Below are 19,543 nucleotides of genomic sequence, written 5' to 3' on the forward strand. Positions count from 1 at the left end.
CGCAGTCGTCGTCGGAACGTGTCGGTCAGAAGTCGTCCGGGTACGGCGACCCGGCCGAGACGAGCCCGGGGGACGGGCTGTACTCGGGCACGAGCCGGCGCAGGTGCCGGAACACCTCGTCGGCGCGGTTGTGGGCGGCCGCGTCGTACAGCTCGTGCAGGCCGGCCCGGAAGCCGGCGGCGGCCTGCGGCGGCCGCGTCATCGAGATCCGCGGGTGGTCGGTCGGCAGCGCCTCCTCACCGGCGCCGAACAGCTCCTCGGTGAGCTTCTCGCCGGGCCGCAACCCGGTGTACTTGAAGGCCACGTCGCGCACGTTCAGCAGGCTGGCGAAGTTCTGCACCAGGTCGACGATCCGGACCGGCTCACCCATGTCGAGCACGTACGTCGCCGAGCCGTCGGACATCCGGACCGCCTCGAGCACCAAGCCGACGGCCTCTTCGATGGTCATGAAGAACCGGCTCACGTCGGGGTGTGTGACCGTCACCGGCGAGCCGCTGGCGAGCTGGTCCCGGACGACGTGCAGGAGCGAACCGCGACTCCCGAGCACGTTGCCGAACCGTACCGCCGTCAGCACCGTCGACGATGGCTGCTGCGCGTCCAGGACGAGCTCGGCCAGCCGTTTGGTTGCCCCGAGCACCGAGGTCGGATTGGCCGCCTTGTCGGTCGAGATCAGCACGAACCGCTCGACGTCGTGGGCCATGGCCGCCTCGACCAGGTTCTCGGTGCCGCGCACGTTCGACTTCACGCCTTCGCAGGGATGCCGCTCGAGCACCGGCAGATGTTTGAGCGCGGCGGCATGGAAGACGATCTGTGGCCGGTGGTCGCGGAACAGCTGGAACAACCGCTCGGAGTCGCGGATGTCGGCGACGACCGTGTTCTCGGTGTCCAGCAGCGCCTCGCCCCACAGCTCGAGCTGGGTCCGGTGCAGGTTCGACTCGTCGTGGTCGAGCATGATCAGTTCGGCCGGGCCGAACCCGTGCACCTGCCGGCAGAGCTCACTGCCGATCGAGCCGCCCGCGCCGGTGACCAGGACCCGCTTGCCGGCGATCGCCTCGGCCGCGTGGCGGCTGACGACATGCATCTCCGGACGGCCGATCAGCGGGCCTACCTGCAGGGCGCGCATGTCGGTGCCGGCGATCTGTCGCTGCAGAGCGGACAAGAAGGGCGGGAGATGCAACACGGTCACGCCCTGGGCGGCGGCCCGCAGTCCGAGCTGCCTCACCTCGTGTGAGGGCATCGACGGAATGGCGACGACGACCACGTCCACCCGGTAGCGCTCGAGCACCTGCTCGAGGTCGGCCAGGGTGCCGAGGACCCGGCGGCCTCCGTACCGCCGGCCTTGTTTGGCGCTGTCGTCGTCGAGGAACCCCACCGGCTGCAGCCCGAACGAGCTGACCCGGTGCAGGTCGCGGGACAGCGCGAGGCCGGCCTCGCCGGCCCCGAGCACGATGGCCCGCAGCAGGTTCGCCTGGCGCGGGTGTAGCAGCAGAGGCTGACTCATTCCGTTCCCTTTCCGGAGATTCCCTGGTGGGCGATGTCGGCGATCGCGGTGCAGACAGCGTCGACCTGGTCGTCTGTCAGCCGGGGATAGATCGGGAGGGACAGCAGTTGGCCGAACAGCACGTCCGCCCCGGACAGTCCGGCGGGCGGGACCAGGGCGGCCTGGCTGAAGTACGCCAGTTGGTGGACCGGGATGAAATGCACGGAGGTTCCGATCGCGCGCTCGGAGAGCCCGGCGATCACCTCGTCGCGATCGATGCCGCCCTTGAGCTGCACCCGGATCGGGTACAGATGCCAGGCGTGGGTACCGTGCTCAGGATCCGGACGGTGCGGCAGCCGGATGCCGGGAAGTCCGGCCAGCTGCTCGTCGTATCGGGCCGCGATCTGCGTACGGCGGCGTTGCCAGGACGCGAGGTGGGTGAGTTGCGCCCGTCCCATCGCTGCCTGGATGTCGGTCATGTTGGCCTTCAGGCCCGCATCGGCGACGTTGTAACGCCAGCTCCCGCCCGGGAGATACCGTCGCCAGGCGTCGGCCGTCATGCCGTGCAGGCGAGCTTTGCGCAACCACTCCGCACGGGCCGGGTCGTCGGTGGTGACCATGCCGCCTTCGCCCAGTGGCAGGTTCTTGGTGGCGTAGAAGCTGAAGCAGGTGGCGCCGCAACCGCTGCCGATCGGCGTGCGGCCGGCGTACGTGCCGAGTCCGTGCGCCGCGTCGACAACCACCCGGTCGAGCGGCAGCCCGGCGGCCTCGGCCAGTGCCGGCACATCGGCGAGGTCACCCGCCCAGTGGACGACGGTCAGCGCGGCAGGCCGGCCGAACGCCCGTACGGCGTTGCGCACGGTCGCCGGAGTCGGCATCCCGGTCCTCGGGTCGACGTCGACCAGAACGGGCTGATGTCCCGCGTGGATGATCGCCTGGACGGCGCCGCAGAACGTCATCGTCGAGCTCAGCACCAGTGAGCCGCTCGGCAGTCCGAGCGACCGCAGCGCGAGCTCGATCCCTTGTGTGCAAGAGGAAACGCCGACGGCGAACTCCGCGCCGACAGCGGTCGCGAACTCCGTCTCGAACGCGGCCACCTCACGGCCGGTGGTCACCCACCCGGACTGCAGGACGCGCAGCGCGGCGGCCTGCGCCTCCGCGGTGATGTAACAGTCCGCGAACGGTACGGCGACCTCGTCGGCCGGTACGGCGCGCGGCACAGCATTGATTCGGGTTGTCATCCCGATGCCCCCTCAGTGCCCCCTCAGGGCCCCCTGATTTCCCTCGACGCTACGGGCTGTGACTGTGGCCCGCGCCCGACGACGAGACGAGAACGCCTACGTCAAGAGGGTGATCCGGGGCGCACTGCGATGACGGACGCTTCCGTCTCGTCGATTCCCTTCACGCCGTGTGAGCGCGCGAAGGCGACGAGTGCGAGCGCCGAGTGCTGCCCTGAGCGGCGCAGCAGACTCTGGATGTGGGTCCGCACGGTGTTCGTGGAAACGAACAAATGCTGGGCGACCTCGGATCGGGTCATCCCGGACACCAGGCAGCGCAGGACGTCCAGCTCCCGGGGCGTCAACTGGTCGACGAAAGCGGCCGCGGCTCGTTGCCTGTGCACGTCGGCCAGCAGGTGGGTGAGCACCGGTTGCAGCGTCGCCGGGGCGAGATACATGTGACCGTCGAGGACCTGCCACAGTGCGGCGATCAAGGCGTTCAGCCGGGTGGTCTTGGTCAGCCAACCGCGGGCGCCGGCCTCGAGAGCCTGCACGATCAACCGCGGCTCGGTGCTGCCGGAGAGCACGATCGCGGCCGGCGGATCGGGCGGTCCCGCAAGATCCGCGAGCAGGGTGTATCCGGACTCGTCGGCCAGGGCCAGATCGAGCAGGACCAGGTCGGGCGGATCGGTGCGCAGCTGCCCTCGCGCCCCGTCGAGTGTCGAGGCCAGATTGACGCGGCTGATCCCCGGCTCGGCGGCAAGCACTCCGGCCAGCGCTTCGGCGAACACCCGATGGTCGTCGACCAGCAGGACCACCACATCGTCCTGGCCGGTCACCGGTGCCGGCCCTCGGCCAGCTCACTGACGTCGACCAGCCCGGCGGTGGCGGCCGCACGGGCCACCTTCCCGCGGCCGTGGACGCCGAGTTTTCGGAGGACCTGCTGAACGTGCGTGCGAATCGTGTGCCGGCTGACGGCGAGCTCGTCGGCCATCTGCTGGGTGGAGTAGCCACGCACCACGAGGCGCACGACCTCCAGCTCCCGGGCCGTCAGGGCGTCGACGACCACTGGTTGCCGCCGCCGATCCGCGGTCAGCCAGCCTTCGGACACCCGGCCACCGCCGGCAACGGCGTCGATCGCCTGGACCAGGCTCTGCAGGCCGGAGGCTTTGCTGACCAGCCCGTCCGCGAAGCCACGGTCGTAGGCATCCCGGGCGCCGTCGTCGCGCGAGTCGGCCAGCAGGACGACGTACGGCGCCGGGGTCAGTTCGTGCAAGCACTCGCCGAGGTCGGCCGTCGTCGGCGGTCCGGGAACGTCGATCACGCAGAGATCGACCCGCAACGGCCCAGCCGAGTCGAGGAGTTCGGCCGGATCGTCTGTCGTGAGGACGACCTCATGGCCCAGCCGGTCGAGTGCGCTCGCGAGGACCGATGCGAACAGCCATTGCTCGTCGCAGATCGCCAGTCTCATGCCGACCTCACCGAGCGCGGTCCGGCGGGCATGCAGAGACGAACCGTCGTACCGGCACCCGGTGCGCTGTGGAGCTCGAGGCGACCCGCACACGCGCGCACCGCCTGGGCAACGACGTTCAGGCCATGACCGGTCCCGGAGGCGACGTCACCGAAGCCAGGACCGTCATCGGACACCTCGACGAAAGCTTCGCCGTCGGCAGCTCCGACGTGGACCTGAACCGTGCCCGCGCCGCCGGCCGCCCGGCACGCGTTGTCGAGCAGGTTTCCGATCGCACGGCGGAGCAGGACCTGGTCGCCGGCGGCCACGACGAGTGTGGAGCGCTCGCAGATCACCGAGACCCGGTGGGTCAGCCGGACGACGTCGGCGCACTCACCCGCGAGTTGCGTCAGATTGACGCCGCCGATCTGATGACCGGCGTCCGGCTCGACGTCCAGCAGTTCCGCGATCGCGGTGAACTGTTGATGGATCAGACTCATCCTGCCCAGCACCGCGCCGTCGTCGATCGCCGCGGACGACGTCTCCGACAGCAGCAGACCGGCCGCGACGTACTGCCGCAGGTCGTGGCAGAGCTGACTCAGATCTTCGGCAGATGACCCACTCATCGGCCGTGAAACGTTGACGACCCCCATCGGTGACCCCCCTCAGGTCCCGACCGAGCTGGCTGCCCCCGCAGCTCCGCGTTCCAAGTCCTCGACGACCACGGACGGTCACCACCGTCCCGGCCTGCCTGCTCGAGCCCCCAAGGCACGCGTCTCGGTCTAGACCTCCAGTACAGGACTTCACCGGTCAGAAGGTGGAGGCTTTCGCCCATACGTCATGATTCGGTCATCTTCACGTCATCTTCTGTTCAGCTTGTTCAAACGACGTCTTGATCACAGAGCGCGATCAGGGCTGGTATTCGTACGCACCGAGGTCGTCGTAGGTTCGCGGCCCCTCGGCGAAGGCGTTGCTCGTCGCCGGGTCGTCGACGCGTGGGAGGCCTTCGATATCGCTGGACTGAGCGCCGGAGACGCCCGAGTCGCCACGGTCGATCGCGGCCGAGCCGGCCTGCAGGCGCAGATTCCACGCCGCCGGCGAGACGAACCTGGGGTCGGCCTGCACGCCGTGCGCCTCCTGATGAGTCGCCGCCTGCATGGCGGCCAGCGAGGTGAAGGTCGTGCCGAACGCGTACATCTTCCCGCTCGTGGTCAGCCAGACCAGGTTGTGGTCGACCGTCGTACTCGACGGCGCCGAGTCCCAGATCCCGATGTTGCCGGCGCGCCGCGCACAGGAGATGCCGTTGTAGGCGGGGTACACCCCGTTGTCGACCGCGACGTTGTCGATGACCTGGTAGTTGCCCGACGTGCCCTCGACGTTGATCCCCGTCGTGCAGTTGCGGTAGACCGTGTTGCCGATCAGCCGTCCGCCGGTGACGTTGAGGTCGTCGATGCCGTGGTCGCCGTTGTTGTAGGTGACGTTCAGCGCGGCCAGGTTGTTGTCGCCGCCGGTGTAGAACTGGATGCCCGAGTCCTCGTTGTCGTGCGTGACGTTGCGCAGCACGGTGTTGCCCGGGCTGATCACGTTGATTCCATTGGCGTTCCGGCGGTACCCCTCGGCGTTGAAGCTGGCGGAGTTCCCGGTCACCAGGATGCCGGTGGACCCGGCGGTGACCAGGATGCCGGTGCCGTTGTTGTGGTGCACGTTGTTGCTGCTGACAACGGAATCGGACGAGCCGCGGATGCTGATCCCGGGGACGGTCTTACCCGACACCGGCTGCCCCGCACCGGTCACCGTGTTGCCGGTCACCGTGATGTTGTTGCTGCCCGTCACGTAGACGCCGTCGTACTTGGTGCCGCTGAAGGTCAACCCTGACACGGTGACGAAGCTGCGCGACGAGATGTTCGCACCGAAGCTGGCCGGACTCAGGACCGGATTGCGGCCCGGCCATGCGGTGATGACGATCGGGGCCGACGCTGTCCCGGAGACGGCGGGCTTGATCGTCTCGGCGTAGGTCCCGTCCCCGATGTTCAGCGTGAAGCCGGCCGCGAGCTTGCTGACTCCCTTGACCACGGTGCAGTACGGCGTGGTCGCCGTACCCGGGCCGGAGTCGGAGCAGTTGGGCATGGACTTGTCGACGAACAGATCCGTCGTCGCGCCGCGCGCGATCAACGGATTCGCCAGCATCAGGCCGCTCAGCACGACGGCCGCCGAAGTTCTCCCCACGAGCGTCATACGTCCAGCGTGGACCGGCCGGGTTCCGGTCGCATCGCGCAATCGACGTATGACGGTGTGCTGCCGGGATGAGAAGGGCTGCGTACGCCGGGCCGGGCAGGTCCTGTGCCGGCCACGACGAGGGGGGGTGTCGATAGCCGGGACCGACCCGGCGCCCGGAGCCTGTGGGGGTGCATCCGAGACTGTCGACGCACGCAGCGTGTTCCCCCTCAGCAGGTTGCGCCGCATTCCGGCCGAAGACAAGAAAGATGACGTCGCTGTCATCGAGCGGTCAGATGGGCGACCTGCCATTGGCCGGGACGGCCAGCTCGAACTCGGCGCCACCGCCGGCGCCGTTGCGGGCCGACATCGTGCCGCCGTGAGCGGCGACCGCGGCCCGCGCCATCGACAGCCCCAGTCCCGTTCCCATCGGACCGAACGGCGGCATCCGGTGCCAGAACCGGTCGAACACATGCGGCAGGTCCTCCGCCGGGATCCCCGGACCCGAATCGGAGATCACGACCCGGCATTTGCCGCCCGAGCGCCGGCAGCGGACGCTGATCCTGGCGCCCTCCGCGGTGAAATGAACCGCGTTCTCGACGAGTGCGTCCAGCGCCATCGTGATCCACTCCGGATCCGCCGTGATCACACAGCTGGCCGCCCCCTCGACCCGCCAGTCCCGGTCGAAAGATGTGGACCAGTTGGCGACGAGCTCGCGGACCAGTTCGCCCAGGTCGACCGACTGCTTCTGGAGGGCGTCGCCGGAGTCGAGCCGGGCCAGCGCGAGCAGGCGATTGGACAGTGCCGTAATCCGCGTGATCTGCCGCAGTGCGACCTCCAGATCCGCTCGGACCTCGCAGTCGAGATCCGCGGCAGCTATCAGTTCCAGGTGCCCACGCGCGATGGTCACCGGCGTCCGGATCGCGTGCGAGGCGTCGGTGAAGAACTCGCGCTCGCGGTCGACCGCCTCGAGTTGCCGCGCGGCCATCCGCTCCACCTGCTTGACGGCCGCGACCCGGCGACGGGCGTGCCACACCATGACCAGGAGCACCAGCGGCATCAGCGGGATCTCGGCGAGTTCGGGCCGGGCCAGCACGCCTTCCGACGCGTGGGTGATCATCAGCCAGCCGCTCAGCGCGGTGATCACGACGATCGCGGCGACGGTGGGGACGACCGGCCAGATCCGGTACCCGTACGCGAGCGCGAGCGCGAGGAACATGATGTGGTACGGCCCGGCCTCGTGGCTGGGCAGGGCAAACATGAGTCCCATCATCGCCACGACGAGCAGTGCGGCGGCCACGTCGATGACCATTCCGACCCGCGGGCGCGAGCGGAAGACCGCGATCTGCGCCCGGCGGTCAGGCGCTTTGGAGCTGATAGCCGACATTGCGCACCGTCACGATGAGATCGGGGCGGACCTTCGACCGCAGGCGTCCGACACAGACGTCGACGACATTGGTCGCCGGATCGAAGTCGTATCCCCAGACCTCCGACAGCAACTCCTGCCGGGAGCAGACGACGTCGGCATTGCGCATGAGGTGGCGCAACAGCAGGAACTCCCGCTTGGACAGCACGGTCGGCCGGCCGTCGACCAGGAGCTGGCGGGCCTCCAGGTCGAGCACGATGTCCCCGACCCGCAGCCGGTTCTTCTGCCGATGGGCGGTGTCCTCGCCGAGCCGGCCCCGGACCCGGGCGACCAGCTCCCGGACCGCGAACGGTTTGGCCAGGAAGTCGACCGCACCCTGCTCGAGGCAGCCGATCCGGAGCTGGACATCCGCCGTGGCCGACAGGACGAGAACCCGGAACGCCGAATCCTGTGCCATCAGGGCCGAGAGCACCGCCTCGCCGTGCATGCCCGGCATCACCAGATCGAGCACGATCAGGGCCGGCTGCTGATCCAGCGCGAGCCGGATGCCGTCCAGCCCGTTGGTCGACGTCAGCACCTGGTAGCCCTCGGCCTCGAGCGCGCGACGGACGAACCGAACCAGATCCGGCTCGTCGTCGATCACCAGAATCTTGGTCATCCTCGCCCCCCTCAGGTGATGACCAGGCGTTAGCTTCCGCAGGTCATTCTCACTGTCCGCAGCGGCCATGGGAAGGCTTGTGACCCAATCGTTCCGCCTTCAATCGCTTGTGTCACAGCGGTTGGCTCGGGGCAGGAGCAGGTACGGTCGCCCAGAGTCGGCGAAACTGCACGAGGAGGCAGCTGTGAAGGTGTTCTTGTCGACAGATATGGAAGGAACCGCCGGCGTTGTCGACTGGAGTCAGTGTCGCGGTCCCAGTCAGGAGTACGAGTACTACCGAGGGCAGTTGCAGGCGGAGGTCAACGCCGCGATCGACGGGGCGCTTGCCGCCGGGGCAACCGAGTTCCTGGTCAACGACTCACACTCGACGATGCAGAATCTCCGGCCGGACGAGTTGCACGGCCGTGCGAGTTATCTGTCCGGACGGCACAAACCGCTGTACATGATGGAGGGTCTGGACGAGACCTTCGACGCGGCCTTCTTGGTCTCGTACCACGGGTCGGCGGGCTCCACGTCGTCGGTGCTTCACCACACTTACAACCCCCGGGCCATCGCCGAAGTGCGTCTGAATGGTGTGATCACGGGCGAGGCCGGAGTCAATGCGCTGGTTGCGCTCGCTTACGGCGTACCGGTGGTGCTCATCTCAGGTGACCGGGTGACGATCGATGAGGCCAAGCCGTTCTTCCCCGACATCGAGGCGGTCGTCGTCAAGGAGTCGATCTCGCACAACGCAGCCCTGTCCCTGCATCCGGACACTGCCCGTGGGCTGATCCGGGACGGTGCGCAACGCGCGCTGGAACGGCTGCCCGACTTCCGGCCGCCGGCCATCACGCGGCCGGCCGAGCTGACCGTCCGCTACCACAACCGCGCACTCGCCGAACTGGCCTGCGCGCTTCGCGGCGTCGAACAACAAGACGAGCAGGTCGTTGCCATCCGCAACGACGACCCTCTGCAACTCTTCCGCACCTTCATCGCCGCCGTCCTACTGAGCAGAGGAGTCAGCGAATAGCCCGCAGCCTCGCGGGTCCGGGTGGTCAGACGCCGGCGGCGGTGACGATGGCGTCTGTGGCGAAGCCGAGGAGGAGGCCGAGGAGGATCATCCAGGTGGTGAGCTCCTTGAGGCCGGAGCGGCGGGCGACGGCGAGGAGTTCGATCACGACGTACAGGATCGAGCCGGCGGCCAAGCCGAGGAAGGCCACCGACAGGGTGTCGTTGACCACCCGTTCGCCGATCAAGGTCCCGATGAAGGTGGGGCCACCGCCGATCAGGCCGAGCAGGCCGAGCATCGCCCACGACGGGCGGGTGCCATCAGCGGCCAGCGGCGCGACGATGCCGAAGCCTTCGGTGGCGTTGTGCAGGCCGAAACCGATGATGAGCAGCACCGCGAGGGAGATCTCGCCGGACGCGGCAGAGTTGCCGATCGCGAGGCCTTCGGCGAAGTTGTGCAGTCCGATGCCGACGGCGATCATCAGGGCGAGCTGGGTGGCGGCCGACCGCGTGGTGCGAGTCAGTTCGGTGGCGGCGGCTGCCCCTGGACCTTCCGACTTCGGTGGCGCGGAGGGCGCGTTGCGGCGGGCCATCCAGCGGTCGTACCGAACCAGGCCGACCAGGCCGATGGCCAAGCCGACCGCGAGGACCAGGCCGGAGACAGCCGCCTTGCCCCACTCCTTGTCGGTCAACGCGACATCGGTCGGCTCCCACGCCTGTCCGAGGACGTCCCAGAGCAGGAACAGCAGGATCCCGATCGCCACCGCGTTCAAGGAGGCTTTCAGGCGCGGCGCCGGATTGCGCAGGCGTCCCACCGGGAGGCCCAGGAAGATGGTGAGCCCCGCGATGGCTCCGAGTAGGGCGATCTGCGAACTGGACATGACTTGTGCTCCAAGGACGAACCACTGAACCGGCGAGCCGACTGTAGAGCAGGCGAGGCTTACCTAACAAGTCCTCAAGCGTTCAAGCATCGATCACCCCGCCGACGTACGCCGTAGCCGGCAGCCGGGCCCGGCTAGAGCGAGATCCCCCAGGCGGCGAAGGTCGCGGGTGCGGGCTCGTCGAAGTGGCCGGCGTTCTGGTAGAGCCAGCGGACGTTGGCCGCGCTGATCGGAGTGTCGAACAGGCACAGGTCGTCGACGTCCGCGACCGACGAATCCGGGATGTCGCCGCCCACGTGCAACCCGCCCGGCTGCAGCAGTCCCCCGACGCCGTACGGCTCGACCGTGAAAACGGCCCCGTTGAGGAAGAGCTGGATCGCCCGCTGATCGCAGGACGCTGCCACGTGCGTCCAGGTCTCGGCCGGGATCGACGCACGCGACGAGCTGACGATGCCGGTCGTGCCGCCGGTGCCGAACAGCCGGATCCAGAACAACTCGTCCAGCCGGCCCGCGTGCGCGACCTCGACCTGGCCGTTCCGCAGGACCAGGAACCGGGCGCCACTGCTGCTGGAGCGGCACTTGACCCACGCCGAGAACGCCCAGCCCAGCGGCGTTGCCGGCCAGGCGAGGGAGGTCCTCGACGCCCCGGGGCCGGTCCCGTTGGCGCCGAGCGCCGACCCCTCGATGCCGGACACCCACGAACCGGCCGCCGTCAACGTGAGGTCGTTCGCTGACGGCGACCTGTCGTCGACGACTGTCCCGCTGCCTTCGTTGAAGTGGTACACGCCGCGCGCCACGTTGACCGGCCGGTACGGGGTGACGACCGGCGCGCCGCTCCAGTAACCCGAGGTCACCTCGGCGAGGAAGTTCTTCGTGAAGGTCAGGTAGTCGTACGAGATCTGGCCGCCGCTACTCGCGTCACCGCCGATGTGCAGCCGGTGCAGGCCGTCGATGGCCGGCGTCACGTGCGGCACACCGTCCCCGATGCTCTGGGTCGCTTGATCGCTCTCCAGCCGGACCTGCACGTACGTCGGGTTGATCGCGAACTGGAATCGCGTCCACTGACCGACCGTGAGTGCCGCCGTGCTGGTCACCGAGACCGTTCCGTCGTCGATGGTGGTCCAGGTCGCGGTGACGGTCCGGTCGGTATTCACCACTACGCGGACCCGCGCGTTGTTCGAGCTGTCGTCGATCGCGAGGATCGGGGCGGCCGAACCGACGGGCGCGCTGTCGAGCCGGAGCCAGCCGCAGATGGCGAGCCGATCACAGTTCGGGAAGCCGACCACGCCGCTCGCGCCGGCTGCCGCCGCACCGGAAACCAGGGCACGCCCGTACAAGCCGTCGGTGAAGCTCGCCGACGGAGCGACCGTGAGGGCGTGCCCGTAGCTGCCGAAGTCCTCGGCGCTGTCGTGGTCGAAGGGGTAAATGGCCAACTGGTGGTCGATCTGCTCGGCAGCGACCAGATCCGGCCAGTACGCCGCCTCGACCGGGTCGTTCCACCAGCGCAGGTCGTCGACGATCCCGTTGAGCGCCTCGGAGCCGGTGAGGGTGTTCCGCCCGGCCTCGACGGTGACCTCTGTGCCGGAGTAGGCGAGTGCGGTGCCGGCGTTGACCGACAACACCTCGACACCGTCGACGGCGATCTTCACTGTGTCGGTCGACGGGGTGGCGTCGTACACGACGAGGACGTGGTGCTGCTCCCCGTCGCGGATGCTCGTGGTCGTGCTGTACGTCGTCCCGGCGATCTTCGCCTCCACGTTGCCGCTCGCGTTCGAGGCGTAGACGGCCCAGTTCAGGACGCCGCCGCTGCTCGCGGACGCGATGCAACGGGCTGCCGCGGTGTTGTCGCCGAGCTCGACCCACGCGGCGATCGACAGGCCGCCGTCGGTGTTGAGTGGGTAGAAGGAGTCGCCGGCCTTCGGCGGTCGTACGACGATGTGCAGCGCGCCACCTGTGCAGTTGAGGCCGTCGCCGTACCTGCCTGGGACCAGGGTCGCGGATCCGACGATGGTGCCGTGCAGGAAGTAGCCCGCAACGTCCCGAACCGTCGTACCGCTGACTGTGTTCGCATTGAACGTGTAGCCCGCCGATTGCGCCACAGCCGCCCCTAATTGGCCCGGCGGACCCGGACCGTCACCGTCAGCTCGGCGCCGGCGCCGGCGGTTGCCGATCCGACCTGGTCGACATCGACGGTGAGGTAGTCACCGGCCGCCAGTGCGGTCACGGCCGGATTGTTGCCGGTGGCACTATTCGTGCCTACCGCGATACTCGGCCGGTTCGCCTGATCGGTGTAGATGCTGGCGCCGTTCTTGTTCACGTCCACGACGAGCGCGGCCCCGGCCGGAGCGGTGTGGACCGCGGCTCGCACGGTCTCGACGACGTAGTCGTGTTCCAGGTAGATCCGCGACTTCCCGGTCGCGACCGCGATCGTCCCGGTCACCGCGAACGTGTACGCCTCGACCGGCACGACCAAGACGCCGTCGATCGTCAGACTGCCCTGAATCTGCATCGGTAGTTCCCCCCACCCGGATAGCGGTCGAGCGTATCAAAGGGGGTGGTGTGTGACTCCGTATCTGTGAGCCCGCAGCTTGGGTGGAACCGTTCTGCCCGACGGTTGCGGCGAAGAAGGTATGGGGGATGGACGGTACGCGCGTGGCCTCGGGGGCCCGCTGGTTCGTCGGGGGTCTGGCGGGGGCTCTCGTGCTTGTCTTCGCGTCGACCGCGGCCGCGCCTGCCCGCGCGGCGAGTGACGCGACGGCGACGCTCTGGCTCGATCGGTCCGCCGGGCCGCCGGGCACCAAGGTGATCGCCACCGCCTGGGGGTACGCCGGATGCCATGCGCCGGCCACGACGACTCCCTCGCCTGCCGACGGCGCAACGGCCGGAGGCGGCGTGGTCAAGATCTTCTGGGAGGGCTTCGACGAGGCAGTCGGGTCGGCCGTGGTTCCCACCAGTGGGGTGGTCGAGGTGCCGTTCTCCGTTCCCGCGGAGGCGACGGCGCAGCGGTACTCGATCGTGGCTCGGTGTATGACCGATTCGAAGCTGACGGACGACGACTTGTTCGTGGTGACGCGCTCGGAGGCACCGCTCGTCGTACCGCCGAAGACAGTCCCGCCGCCGTCAGTCCCGTCGCCGTCAGTCAGCCCGTCGACGGCTGTCCCGTCGACGGCTGTCCCGTCGGCAACATTGACGCCGCGGACGGTCCGCGTTCCCAGGGTGGTCGGAATGAAGGTTGCCGACGCCAAGGCCACGCTGTCCCCCCTCGGGTTGGTGCTGCGGGTGACGTCCGGTGAGGGAGATGTCGTCGCCAGTCAGTCCCCGACGGTCGGATCGATGGTCGGCGTCGGCCACGCCGTACGCGTCACCATCAAGCCCGCCGTCGTGGCTCCTCAGCTGGTCCCGGTTCCCAACCTGATCGGCGAGCAGGCAGCCGCGGCTCGCTCGGCCCTGTCGGCCGTCGGGCTGCGCCTCGGCGGTACGGCGGAAGCCGACCGCGACATCGCCGGCCAGCAACCGGCTCCCGGGACACTCGTCGCCGCCGGGACCACGATCACCGTGACGTTCGCCGATCCGTTCCCGTGGTCGAAGGCGGCTCTCCTGGCGCTCGTCGTACTGGCGTTCGGCGCTGTCACGTACGGCGTTGCGCGGCGGTGGCTGGATCGGCGCTGGGTTCGCAACAAACTCCGGATTGTCGTGCCGGCGGCTCCCGCGGTTGTTCCACGGCTCACGGAGTCCGACTCGGAGCCGCCGATGCCGGTCGTGCGGCTCGAGCCGCACGCTGACGCGGGCGTCCACATTCTCAAGGGGGACTGACAGATGACCAGTACGACGCTTGCCGCCGATCGACCTGTGGACACGCCGCTGACGGCCGGCGAGCTCCTGTTCGGAGCCGGCTCGCAGCCGGCCGAGGCGCTGGGGCAGGCGATCAGTGAGCGCCACGCCACCCGCACCGCCCTGCGGAGGGTCCGTCGGTTGTCGAGTTCGGCGGCCGGCCTGGTCGACCGCGAGATCGCCACCGTGACGGACGGTCTGCTGGAGATGGATCTCGGCGATGTCCTGATCGCCGCCTGGCAGCGGCATGCGAAGCTGACCGAGGCCGCCCGCCGCACGCTCGCCATCAGCGGCAGCGAAGAGATCGTCAGCCTGGCGTCGCACAGCATCCAGTCGAAGTATGCGCCGCACGTCGACCTGGTGGTGAACGGCGTGCTGGTCCACTGCTTCAAGTTCGTGCTCGAGATCGTCGTCGAGGTGGCCGCGCTGGACGCCGTCGTCCGGGCCGGCACGTTGGCGATGCTGCGCAGTGGCGAATGCGTGATGACGGCGAGTCTGACCCTCGACGGCGTACGACTGGCCGAAGCTCGTCGGACCGCCGACCTGGAACTCGTCGTCCGCCTGGACCCACCACGCCCACTGATCACCAGCTCAGTGGCCGCTGCCTAGTGGGTTGTGACGCGGTGGCCGTGGAGGAGGGTGATCGAGCGTGGGCGGACGGTGACGTGCTTGCCTGCGGCAAGGTCCGTGGCGGGGTCGCCGTCGGGGGCGTAGGTGTCGACCTCCAGGTCCCAGGTCTCACCTGGCTCGGTGGACGGGATGACGAAGTCCAGCGGTTCCCACCAGCCGTTGACCAGGAGGAGGAAGTCGTCGTCGAGTAGCGGCGTACCGTCCGCGGCTCGATCCGGGTCGTCGGCGCCGTCCAGGTAGAGCGCGAGGCTCCGGGCACCGGGGAAGTTCCAGTCCGCCGCGGTCATCTCGGCGCCGCCGGGGGTGAACCAGCGGAGCTCGGCGGCCTCGACGCCGGTCAGGTAACGCCGGCGCCGGAAGACCGGATGCGCACGTCGCAACGCGATCAACTTCTTCGTGAACGCCGTCAGCTCCGGGTCGGTCGCGGACCAGTCGAACCAGCTGATCTCGTTGTCCTGGCAGTACGCGTTGTTGTTCCCGCGCTGCGTGCGGCCGAGCTCGTCGCCGCCGAGGAGCATCGGTACGCCGAAGGACAGCAGCAAGGTGGTGAGCATCGCCCGGCTCTGCCGAGCACGCAGGGACACGATGTCCGGGTCGGTCGTCGGTCCTTCCACGCCACAGTTCCAGGAGCGGTTGTCGTCGTTGCCGTCCCGGTTGTCCTCGCCATTGGCTTCGTTGTGCTTGTCGTCGTACGAGACGAGGTCGGCGAGGGTGAAGCCGTCGTGGACCGTGATCAGGTTGATCGACGCCGTCGGACGCCGCCCGCCCCAGCGGTACAGGTCCGGCGATCCGCACAGCCGGCTCGCGAACTCGCCGATCAGTCCGTCCGTGCCGCGCCAGAAGTCCCGCATCACGTCGCGGTACCGTCCGTTCCACTCGTTCCACAGCGCCGGGAACTGCCCGAGGTCGTAGCTGTCGCCCTGCCCGACGTCCCACGGCTCGGCGATCAGCTTGGCCGTGGAGACGACCGGATCCTGCGCGACGAGGTCGAAGAACGCCGCCATCCGGTCGAAGCCGCCGTCCTCACGGGCCAGGGTCGGCGCCAGGTCGAAGCGGAACCCGTCGACCCGCATCTCGGTCAGCCAGTATCGCAGCGAGTCCATGATGAGGCGGAGGCTGAACGGGTTGTCGGCGTTGAGCGAGTTGCCGGTGCCGGTCGTGTCCACGTAGTAGCGCTGGTCGTCGGGCTGGAGCCGGTAGTACGCCGGGTTGTGCAGCCCGCGATGACACAGTGTCGGTCCGAGCTGGTTGCCTTCGGCGGTGTGGTTGAACACCACGTCCAGGATGACCTCGAGACCGGCGCCGTGCAGCGTGTCGACCATGGCCTGGAACTCCGCGACCTGCCCGCCCGGCCGCCCGGCGCGGACCGCGGCGGAGTAGGCGGCGTGCGGCGCGAAGAATCCGATCGTGTTGTAGCCCCAGTAGTTCGTCAGCCCGCGAGCGACCAGGGCCGCCTCGGGCACGGAGTGATGGACCGGAAGCAGTTCGACCGTCGTCACACCGAGGTCGACGAGATGGCTGACCGCCGCTTCATGGGCCAGGCCGGCGTACGTGCCGCGGAGCCTCGGGGGTATGTCGGGATGGGCCGCGGTGAAGCCCTTCACGTGGACCTCGTACACGATCGTGTCGGCAACGGAGTGTCTCGGCCTGGGCTGATCGGTCCAGCTGAAAGCGGTGTCGGTCACCAGGCTCCGCGGCACGTGTCCGGCCGAGTCGAGCTCACTGGGGACCTCGGGATCGTCGGCGGCGTAACCGAGCACTTCCGGTCCGGGCTGCACCTCGCCGTGGATGGCCCCGGCGTAGGGGTCGAGCAGCAGTTTCGCCGGATTGCAGCGCAGGCCCCGGCGGGGATCGTACGGCCCGGTGGCACGGTAGCCGTACGCCTGGCCAGGCCCGACGTCGGGAACGAACCCGTGCCACACCTCACCGTCGCGCTCCGGCAGCGGGATCCGGGTCTCGTTGCCGTCAGCATCGAACAGGCACAGCAGTACGCCGTCGGCCGCCGAGGCCACCGCGAAGTTCGTGCCGTCGGGTCCGGGCGTCGCGCCGAGGGGAAACGGACTGCCGGGCAGTGCCGTTCTCATGGCTTCCGCTCGATCACTGATAGGAGCACCTCGCCGAGCGGCCGAACCATGCCGTGCCGGCGCCTGATGATGTCTGCCACGATCCCAGTCCAGCCGGTCTGGTGCGCCGCGCCCAGACCGGCGGCGTTATCGCCATGGAAATACTCGTTGAACATCAGGTTGCTGTTCCAGTTCGGGTCCCGCTGCAGGGTTTCGACTCCGCCGAAGCACGGTCGCCGGCCGTCGAGACCGGTGAGGAAGATCGACACCAACCGCGCCCGCAGGTCGTCGGCGACGGTGTCGAGGGTCTGGTGGACGCCGGAGCCGGTGGGGTACTCGATCCGCAGGTCGTCACCGAAGAAGCGGTGGTAACGGTCCAGCGCCTCGGCCGCGAGGTAGTTCAGCGGGAACCAGATCGGGCCACGCCAGTTCGAGTTCCCGCCGAACATGGCCGTGGTCGACTCGGCCGGTTCGTAGTCCACGCCGGCGGTGACGCCCTCGATCTCGATCGTGTACGGATGGTCGCGGTGGAACGCGGACAGCGAACGTAGGCCGTACGGCGACAGGAACTCGCCGGGGTCGAACAGCCGGTCGAACAACCGCAGCAACTGCTCGACACCGACGGCGCCGAGCAGCAGGCGCCGCTGTCCGGGGTCGCCGCGCAGGGCGCCCGTCTTCACCAGGTCCTCGGCGTCGCGCACTCCCTCGCGGTGCAGGAAACGGGCGAATTGTTTGCCTGGGGCAACGGAGCGCTGGAGTTGTTGCTCGTCGATCACCGCGACCGCGAGCAGGGGGATGATGCCGACCATGGAGTGCACCCGAACCGGCACCACACCGCCGCCCGGCACCGAGATCCGGTCGTAGAACAGGCCGTCGGACTCGTCCCACATCCCCTGCGCGATCATCGCGGTGCGGATCTCGGCGAAGTGCTCGAGGAACTTGTGCACCAGATCGCGGGCCGGCCGGTACCCGGTCCGGTCGAGGACCGCCGCGATCGTGGTCATCGCCAGCGCGTACCCTGCCATCCACCCGGTGGCGTCGGACTGCTCCAGCACCCCACCGACGGGCAGATGCGAGCGGTCGAGCGGCCCGATGTTGTCGAGGCCGAGGAAGCCACCCTCGAACAGGTTCGACCCGTCGGCGTCCTCGCGGTTGACCCACCAGGTGAAGTTCACCAGCAGCTTGTCGAAGACGCGGCTCAGGAAGTCGAGGTCACGCCCGCCGTCGATCGCGAAGACCTCGAGCGCCGCGAAGGCCTGGACCGGCGGGTTCACATCGCCGAAGTCCCACTCGTACGCCGGGAGCGCGCCGTTCGGGTGCTGGAACCACTCGCGGCAGATCAGCAGCAGCTGGTCCTTCGCGAAGGCCGGGTCCACGTGCGCCAGCGCGATGCAGTGGAAGGCGAGATCCCAGGAGGCGAACCACGGATACTCCCACTTGTCCGGCATGGACATGATGTCGAAGGAGTCGAACGTCCGCCAGCGGGAGTTGCGGCCGGTCTGCCGCGAGGCGGGCGGTGTCGGCTGGCCGGGATCACCGTCGAGCCAGCGCGCCACGTCGTAGTAGTAGAGCTGCTTGCTCCACAGCATCCCGGCGAAGGCCTGCCGCATCACCATCGCCTCGTCCGGTGAGGCGGCCGGGGGAGTGAGGCCGGCGTAGAACTCGTCGGCTTCGCCCCGGCGGGTGGCGACGACAGCGTCGAAATCCTGACCCAGTGCGGTCGCCGGATCCGGGCCGTTGCCGGCCGGCCGCAGCCGCAACCGCAGCTCGACCGTGGTCTTCGGTGCGACGTCGATTCGGTACCAGGCAGCGGCCTTCGTCCCCTGGCGATCGGGGTTGACGGTCGCGGCGCCGGTCACGACGTGGTCGTTGATCCCGTCCTTCGGGTACGGCGTCGTCGCGGCGACGTCGTACAGGAGCTGGGTGTTGGTCTCGTTCTCGCAGAACAGGAGACTCGGCGAGTCGCCTGCTGGACCTGGGCCGGCCAGCAGCTCGAGTTCTCCGAGCGACGGGTGAGAGATCCGCATCGACGTGTCACCGGTCGCGGCGAGCTCGGGCCGCGGACTGCCCGGGTCCCAGGACCAGGTGTTGCGGAACCACGCGGTCGGCAGGACGTGGATCGTGGCCGGGTCGGGTCCGGCGTTGGTGACCTGCACGGACATCAGGAGGTCGGTCGGAGTCGCCTTCGCGTAATGGACCTCGACGATCCAGTACCGGTCGTCGTCGAACACGCCGGTGTCCAGGAGTTCGTACTCGGGGTCGTGTTTGCCGCGTCTGCCGTTCTCCGCGCGCAGGTCGTCGTACGGGAAGGTGGCCTGTGGATAGTGGTAGCGCCAGCGGTTCCACGCGTGGTTCGGGGTGGCGTCGAGATACCACCAGTAGTCCTTGACGTCCTCGCCGTGGTTGGCCTCCGCGCCGGTCAGGCCGAACGGCCGCTCCTTGAGCATGCGGTCGCGCCCGTTCCACAGCGCGAGGCCGAGGCACAGGCGCTGCTCGCGGTCGCTGAAACCGGCCAGCCCCTCCTCGCCCCAGCGGTACGCCCGGGAGCGGGCCTGGTCGTGCGGAAGGTAGCTCCAGGCCTCGCCGTCGGCGCTGTAGTCCTCCCGGACGGTGCCCCACTGGCGCTCGCTCAGGTACGGACCCCACAGGTACCACTCGTCAGATAGCTCGGACATGATTCTTCCCCCTCGACTTCACGCGGTCTGGGACCTTGCGCGCATCGCGCCTACGATCGTTCCACGAGTGGCTGTCCAGTGGGATGGGTCG

16 protein-coding genes are annotated in these 19,543 nt (G+C 68.8%); 3 read left to right on the forward strand and 13 right to left on the reverse strand.

Features of this window, described 5'->3' with window-relative positions; translation table 11 throughout:
* Positions 1 to 25 precede the first annotated feature (25 nt).
* The 8 genes from OG555_RS23735 to OG555_RS23770 all read right to left on the reverse strand — a co-directional run bounded on the left by OG555_RS23735 (position 26) and on the right by OG555_RS23770 (position 8,385).
* Entirely contained in the window at positions 26 to 1,501 is a 1,476-nt protein-coding gene (locus OG555_RS23735; RefSeq protein ID WP_329474727.1) for a polysaccharide biosynthesis protein, read from the reverse strand.
* Entirely contained in the window at positions 1,498 to 2,721 is a 1,224-nt protein-coding gene (locus OG555_RS23740) for a DegT/DnrJ/EryC1/StrS family aminotransferase (protein ID WP_329474728.1), read from the reverse strand. Before OG555_RS23740 ends, OG555_RS23735 begins: the two co-directional genes overlap by 4 nt.
* A gap of 101 nt (positions 2,722 to 2,822) precedes the next feature.
* A complete protein-coding gene (locus OG555_RS23745; protein WP_329474729.1) occupies positions 2,823 to 3,536 on the reverse strand; it encodes a response regulator transcription factor in 714 nt (237 codons plus the stop codon).
* Positions 3,533 to 4,168, reverse strand: a complete 636-nt coding sequence (locus OG555_RS23750) for a response regulator transcription factor (RefSeq protein WP_329474730.1) — start codon at positions 4,166 to 4,168, stop codon at positions 3,533 to 3,535. The genes OG555_RS23745 and OG555_RS23750 overlap by 4 nt, the downstream gene beginning before the upstream one ends.
* Positions 4,165 to 4,773: a sensor histidine kinase gene (locus tag OG555_RS23755; protein ID WP_329474731.1), complete on the reverse strand. Its 609-nt coding sequence runs from the start codon at positions 4,771 to 4,773 to the stop codon at positions 4,165 to 4,167. The genes OG555_RS23750 and OG555_RS23755 overlap by 4 nt, the downstream gene beginning before the upstream one ends.
* A gap of 283 nt (positions 4,774 to 5,056) precedes the next feature.
* Positions 5,057 to 6,382 (reverse strand): right-handed parallel beta-helix repeat-containing protein, encoded by a 1,326-nt coding sequence (locus OG555_RS23760; protein ID WP_329474732.1) that lies wholly within the window; start codon positions 6,380 to 6,382, stop codon positions 5,057 to 5,059.
* A 271-nt stretch (positions 6,383 to 6,653) separates the two neighbouring features.
* The gene (locus OG555_RS23765) at positions 6,654 to 7,748 is read right to left on the reverse strand and encodes a sensor histidine kinase (protein WP_329474733.1); all 1,095 of its coding nucleotides are present in this window, start codon (positions 7,746 to 7,748) and stop codon (positions 6,654 to 6,656) included.
* Entirely contained in the window at positions 7,720 to 8,385 is a 666-nt protein-coding gene (locus OG555_RS23770; RefSeq protein ID WP_329474734.1) for a response regulator transcription factor, read from the reverse strand. Before OG555_RS23770 ends, OG555_RS23765 begins: the two co-directional genes overlap by 29 nt.
* A 184-nt stretch (positions 8,386 to 8,569) precedes the next feature.
* On the opposite strand from OG555_RS23770, the gene OG555_RS23775 reads away from it, so the two are divergent.
* On the forward strand, positions 8,570 to 9,394 hold the full coding sequence (locus OG555_RS23775; protein WP_329474735.1) for a M55 family metallopeptidase: 825 nt from the start codon (positions 8,570 to 8,572) through the stop codon (positions 9,392 to 9,394).
* 25 nt (positions 9,395 to 9,419) lie between these two features.
* Here the strand turns inward: OG555_RS23775 and OG555_RS23780 are convergent, their stop codons facing one another.
* From OG555_RS23780 to OG555_RS23790, 3 genes are all read right to left on the reverse strand, one after another.
* Complete coding sequence (locus OG555_RS23780; RefSeq protein ID WP_329474736.1) at positions 9,420 to 10,253, reverse strand: ZIP family metal transporter; 834 nt, start codon at positions 10,251 to 10,253, stop codon at positions 9,420 to 9,422.
* Between the two features lie 134 nt (positions 10,254 to 10,387).
* Positions 10,388 to 12,352: a LamG-like jellyroll fold domain-containing protein gene (locus OG555_RS23785; protein ID WP_329474737.1), complete on the reverse strand. Its 1,965-nt coding sequence runs from the start codon at positions 12,350 to 12,352 to the stop codon at positions 10,388 to 10,390.
* Between the two features lie 8 nt (positions 12,353 to 12,360).
* A complete protein-coding gene (locus OG555_RS23790; protein ID WP_329474738.1) occupies positions 12,361 to 12,762 on the reverse strand; it encodes a hypothetical protein in 402 nt (133 codons plus the stop codon).
* Positions 12,763 to 12,890: 128 nt separating this feature from the next.
* Here OG555_RS23790 and OG555_RS23795 point away from each other — a divergent pair, with 128 nt between their 5' ends.
* Positions 12,891 to 14,066: a PASTA domain-containing protein gene (locus tag OG555_RS23795; RefSeq protein WP_329474739.1), complete on the forward strand. Its 1,176-nt coding sequence runs from the start codon at positions 12,891 to 12,893 to the stop codon at positions 14,064 to 14,066.
* Positions 14,067 to 14,069: 3 nt separating this feature from the next.
* The gene (locus OG555_RS23800) at positions 14,070 to 14,693 is read left to right on the forward strand and encodes a hypothetical protein (protein WP_329474740.1); all 624 of its coding nucleotides are present in this window, start codon (positions 14,070 to 14,072) and stop codon (positions 14,691 to 14,693) included.
* On the opposite strand, the gene glgX is transcribed toward OG555_RS23800, so the two are convergent.
* Positions 14,690 to 16,798: a glycogen debranching protein GlgX gene (gene glgX, locus OG555_RS23805; RefSeq protein ID WP_329474741.1), complete on the reverse strand. Its 2,109-nt coding sequence runs from the start codon at positions 16,796 to 16,798 to the stop codon at positions 14,690 to 14,692. The genes OG555_RS23800 and glgX overlap by 4 nt on opposite strands.
* Positions 16,795 to 19,452 (reverse strand): MGH1-like glycoside hydrolase domain-containing protein, encoded by a 2,658-nt coding sequence (locus tag OG555_RS23810; protein ID WP_329474742.1) that lies wholly within the window; start codon positions 19,450 to 19,452, stop codon positions 16,795 to 16,797. Before OG555_RS23810 ends, glgX begins: the two co-directional genes overlap by 4 nt.
* Between the last annotated feature and the right edge of the window lie 91 nt (positions 19,453 to 19,543).

The sequence above is a fragment of the Kribbella sp. NBC_01484 genome, from assembly GCF_036227145.1.
In the GTDB taxonomy this organism is placed as follows: domain Bacteria; phylum Actinomycetota; class Actinomycetes; order Propionibacteriales; family Kribbellaceae; genus Kribbella.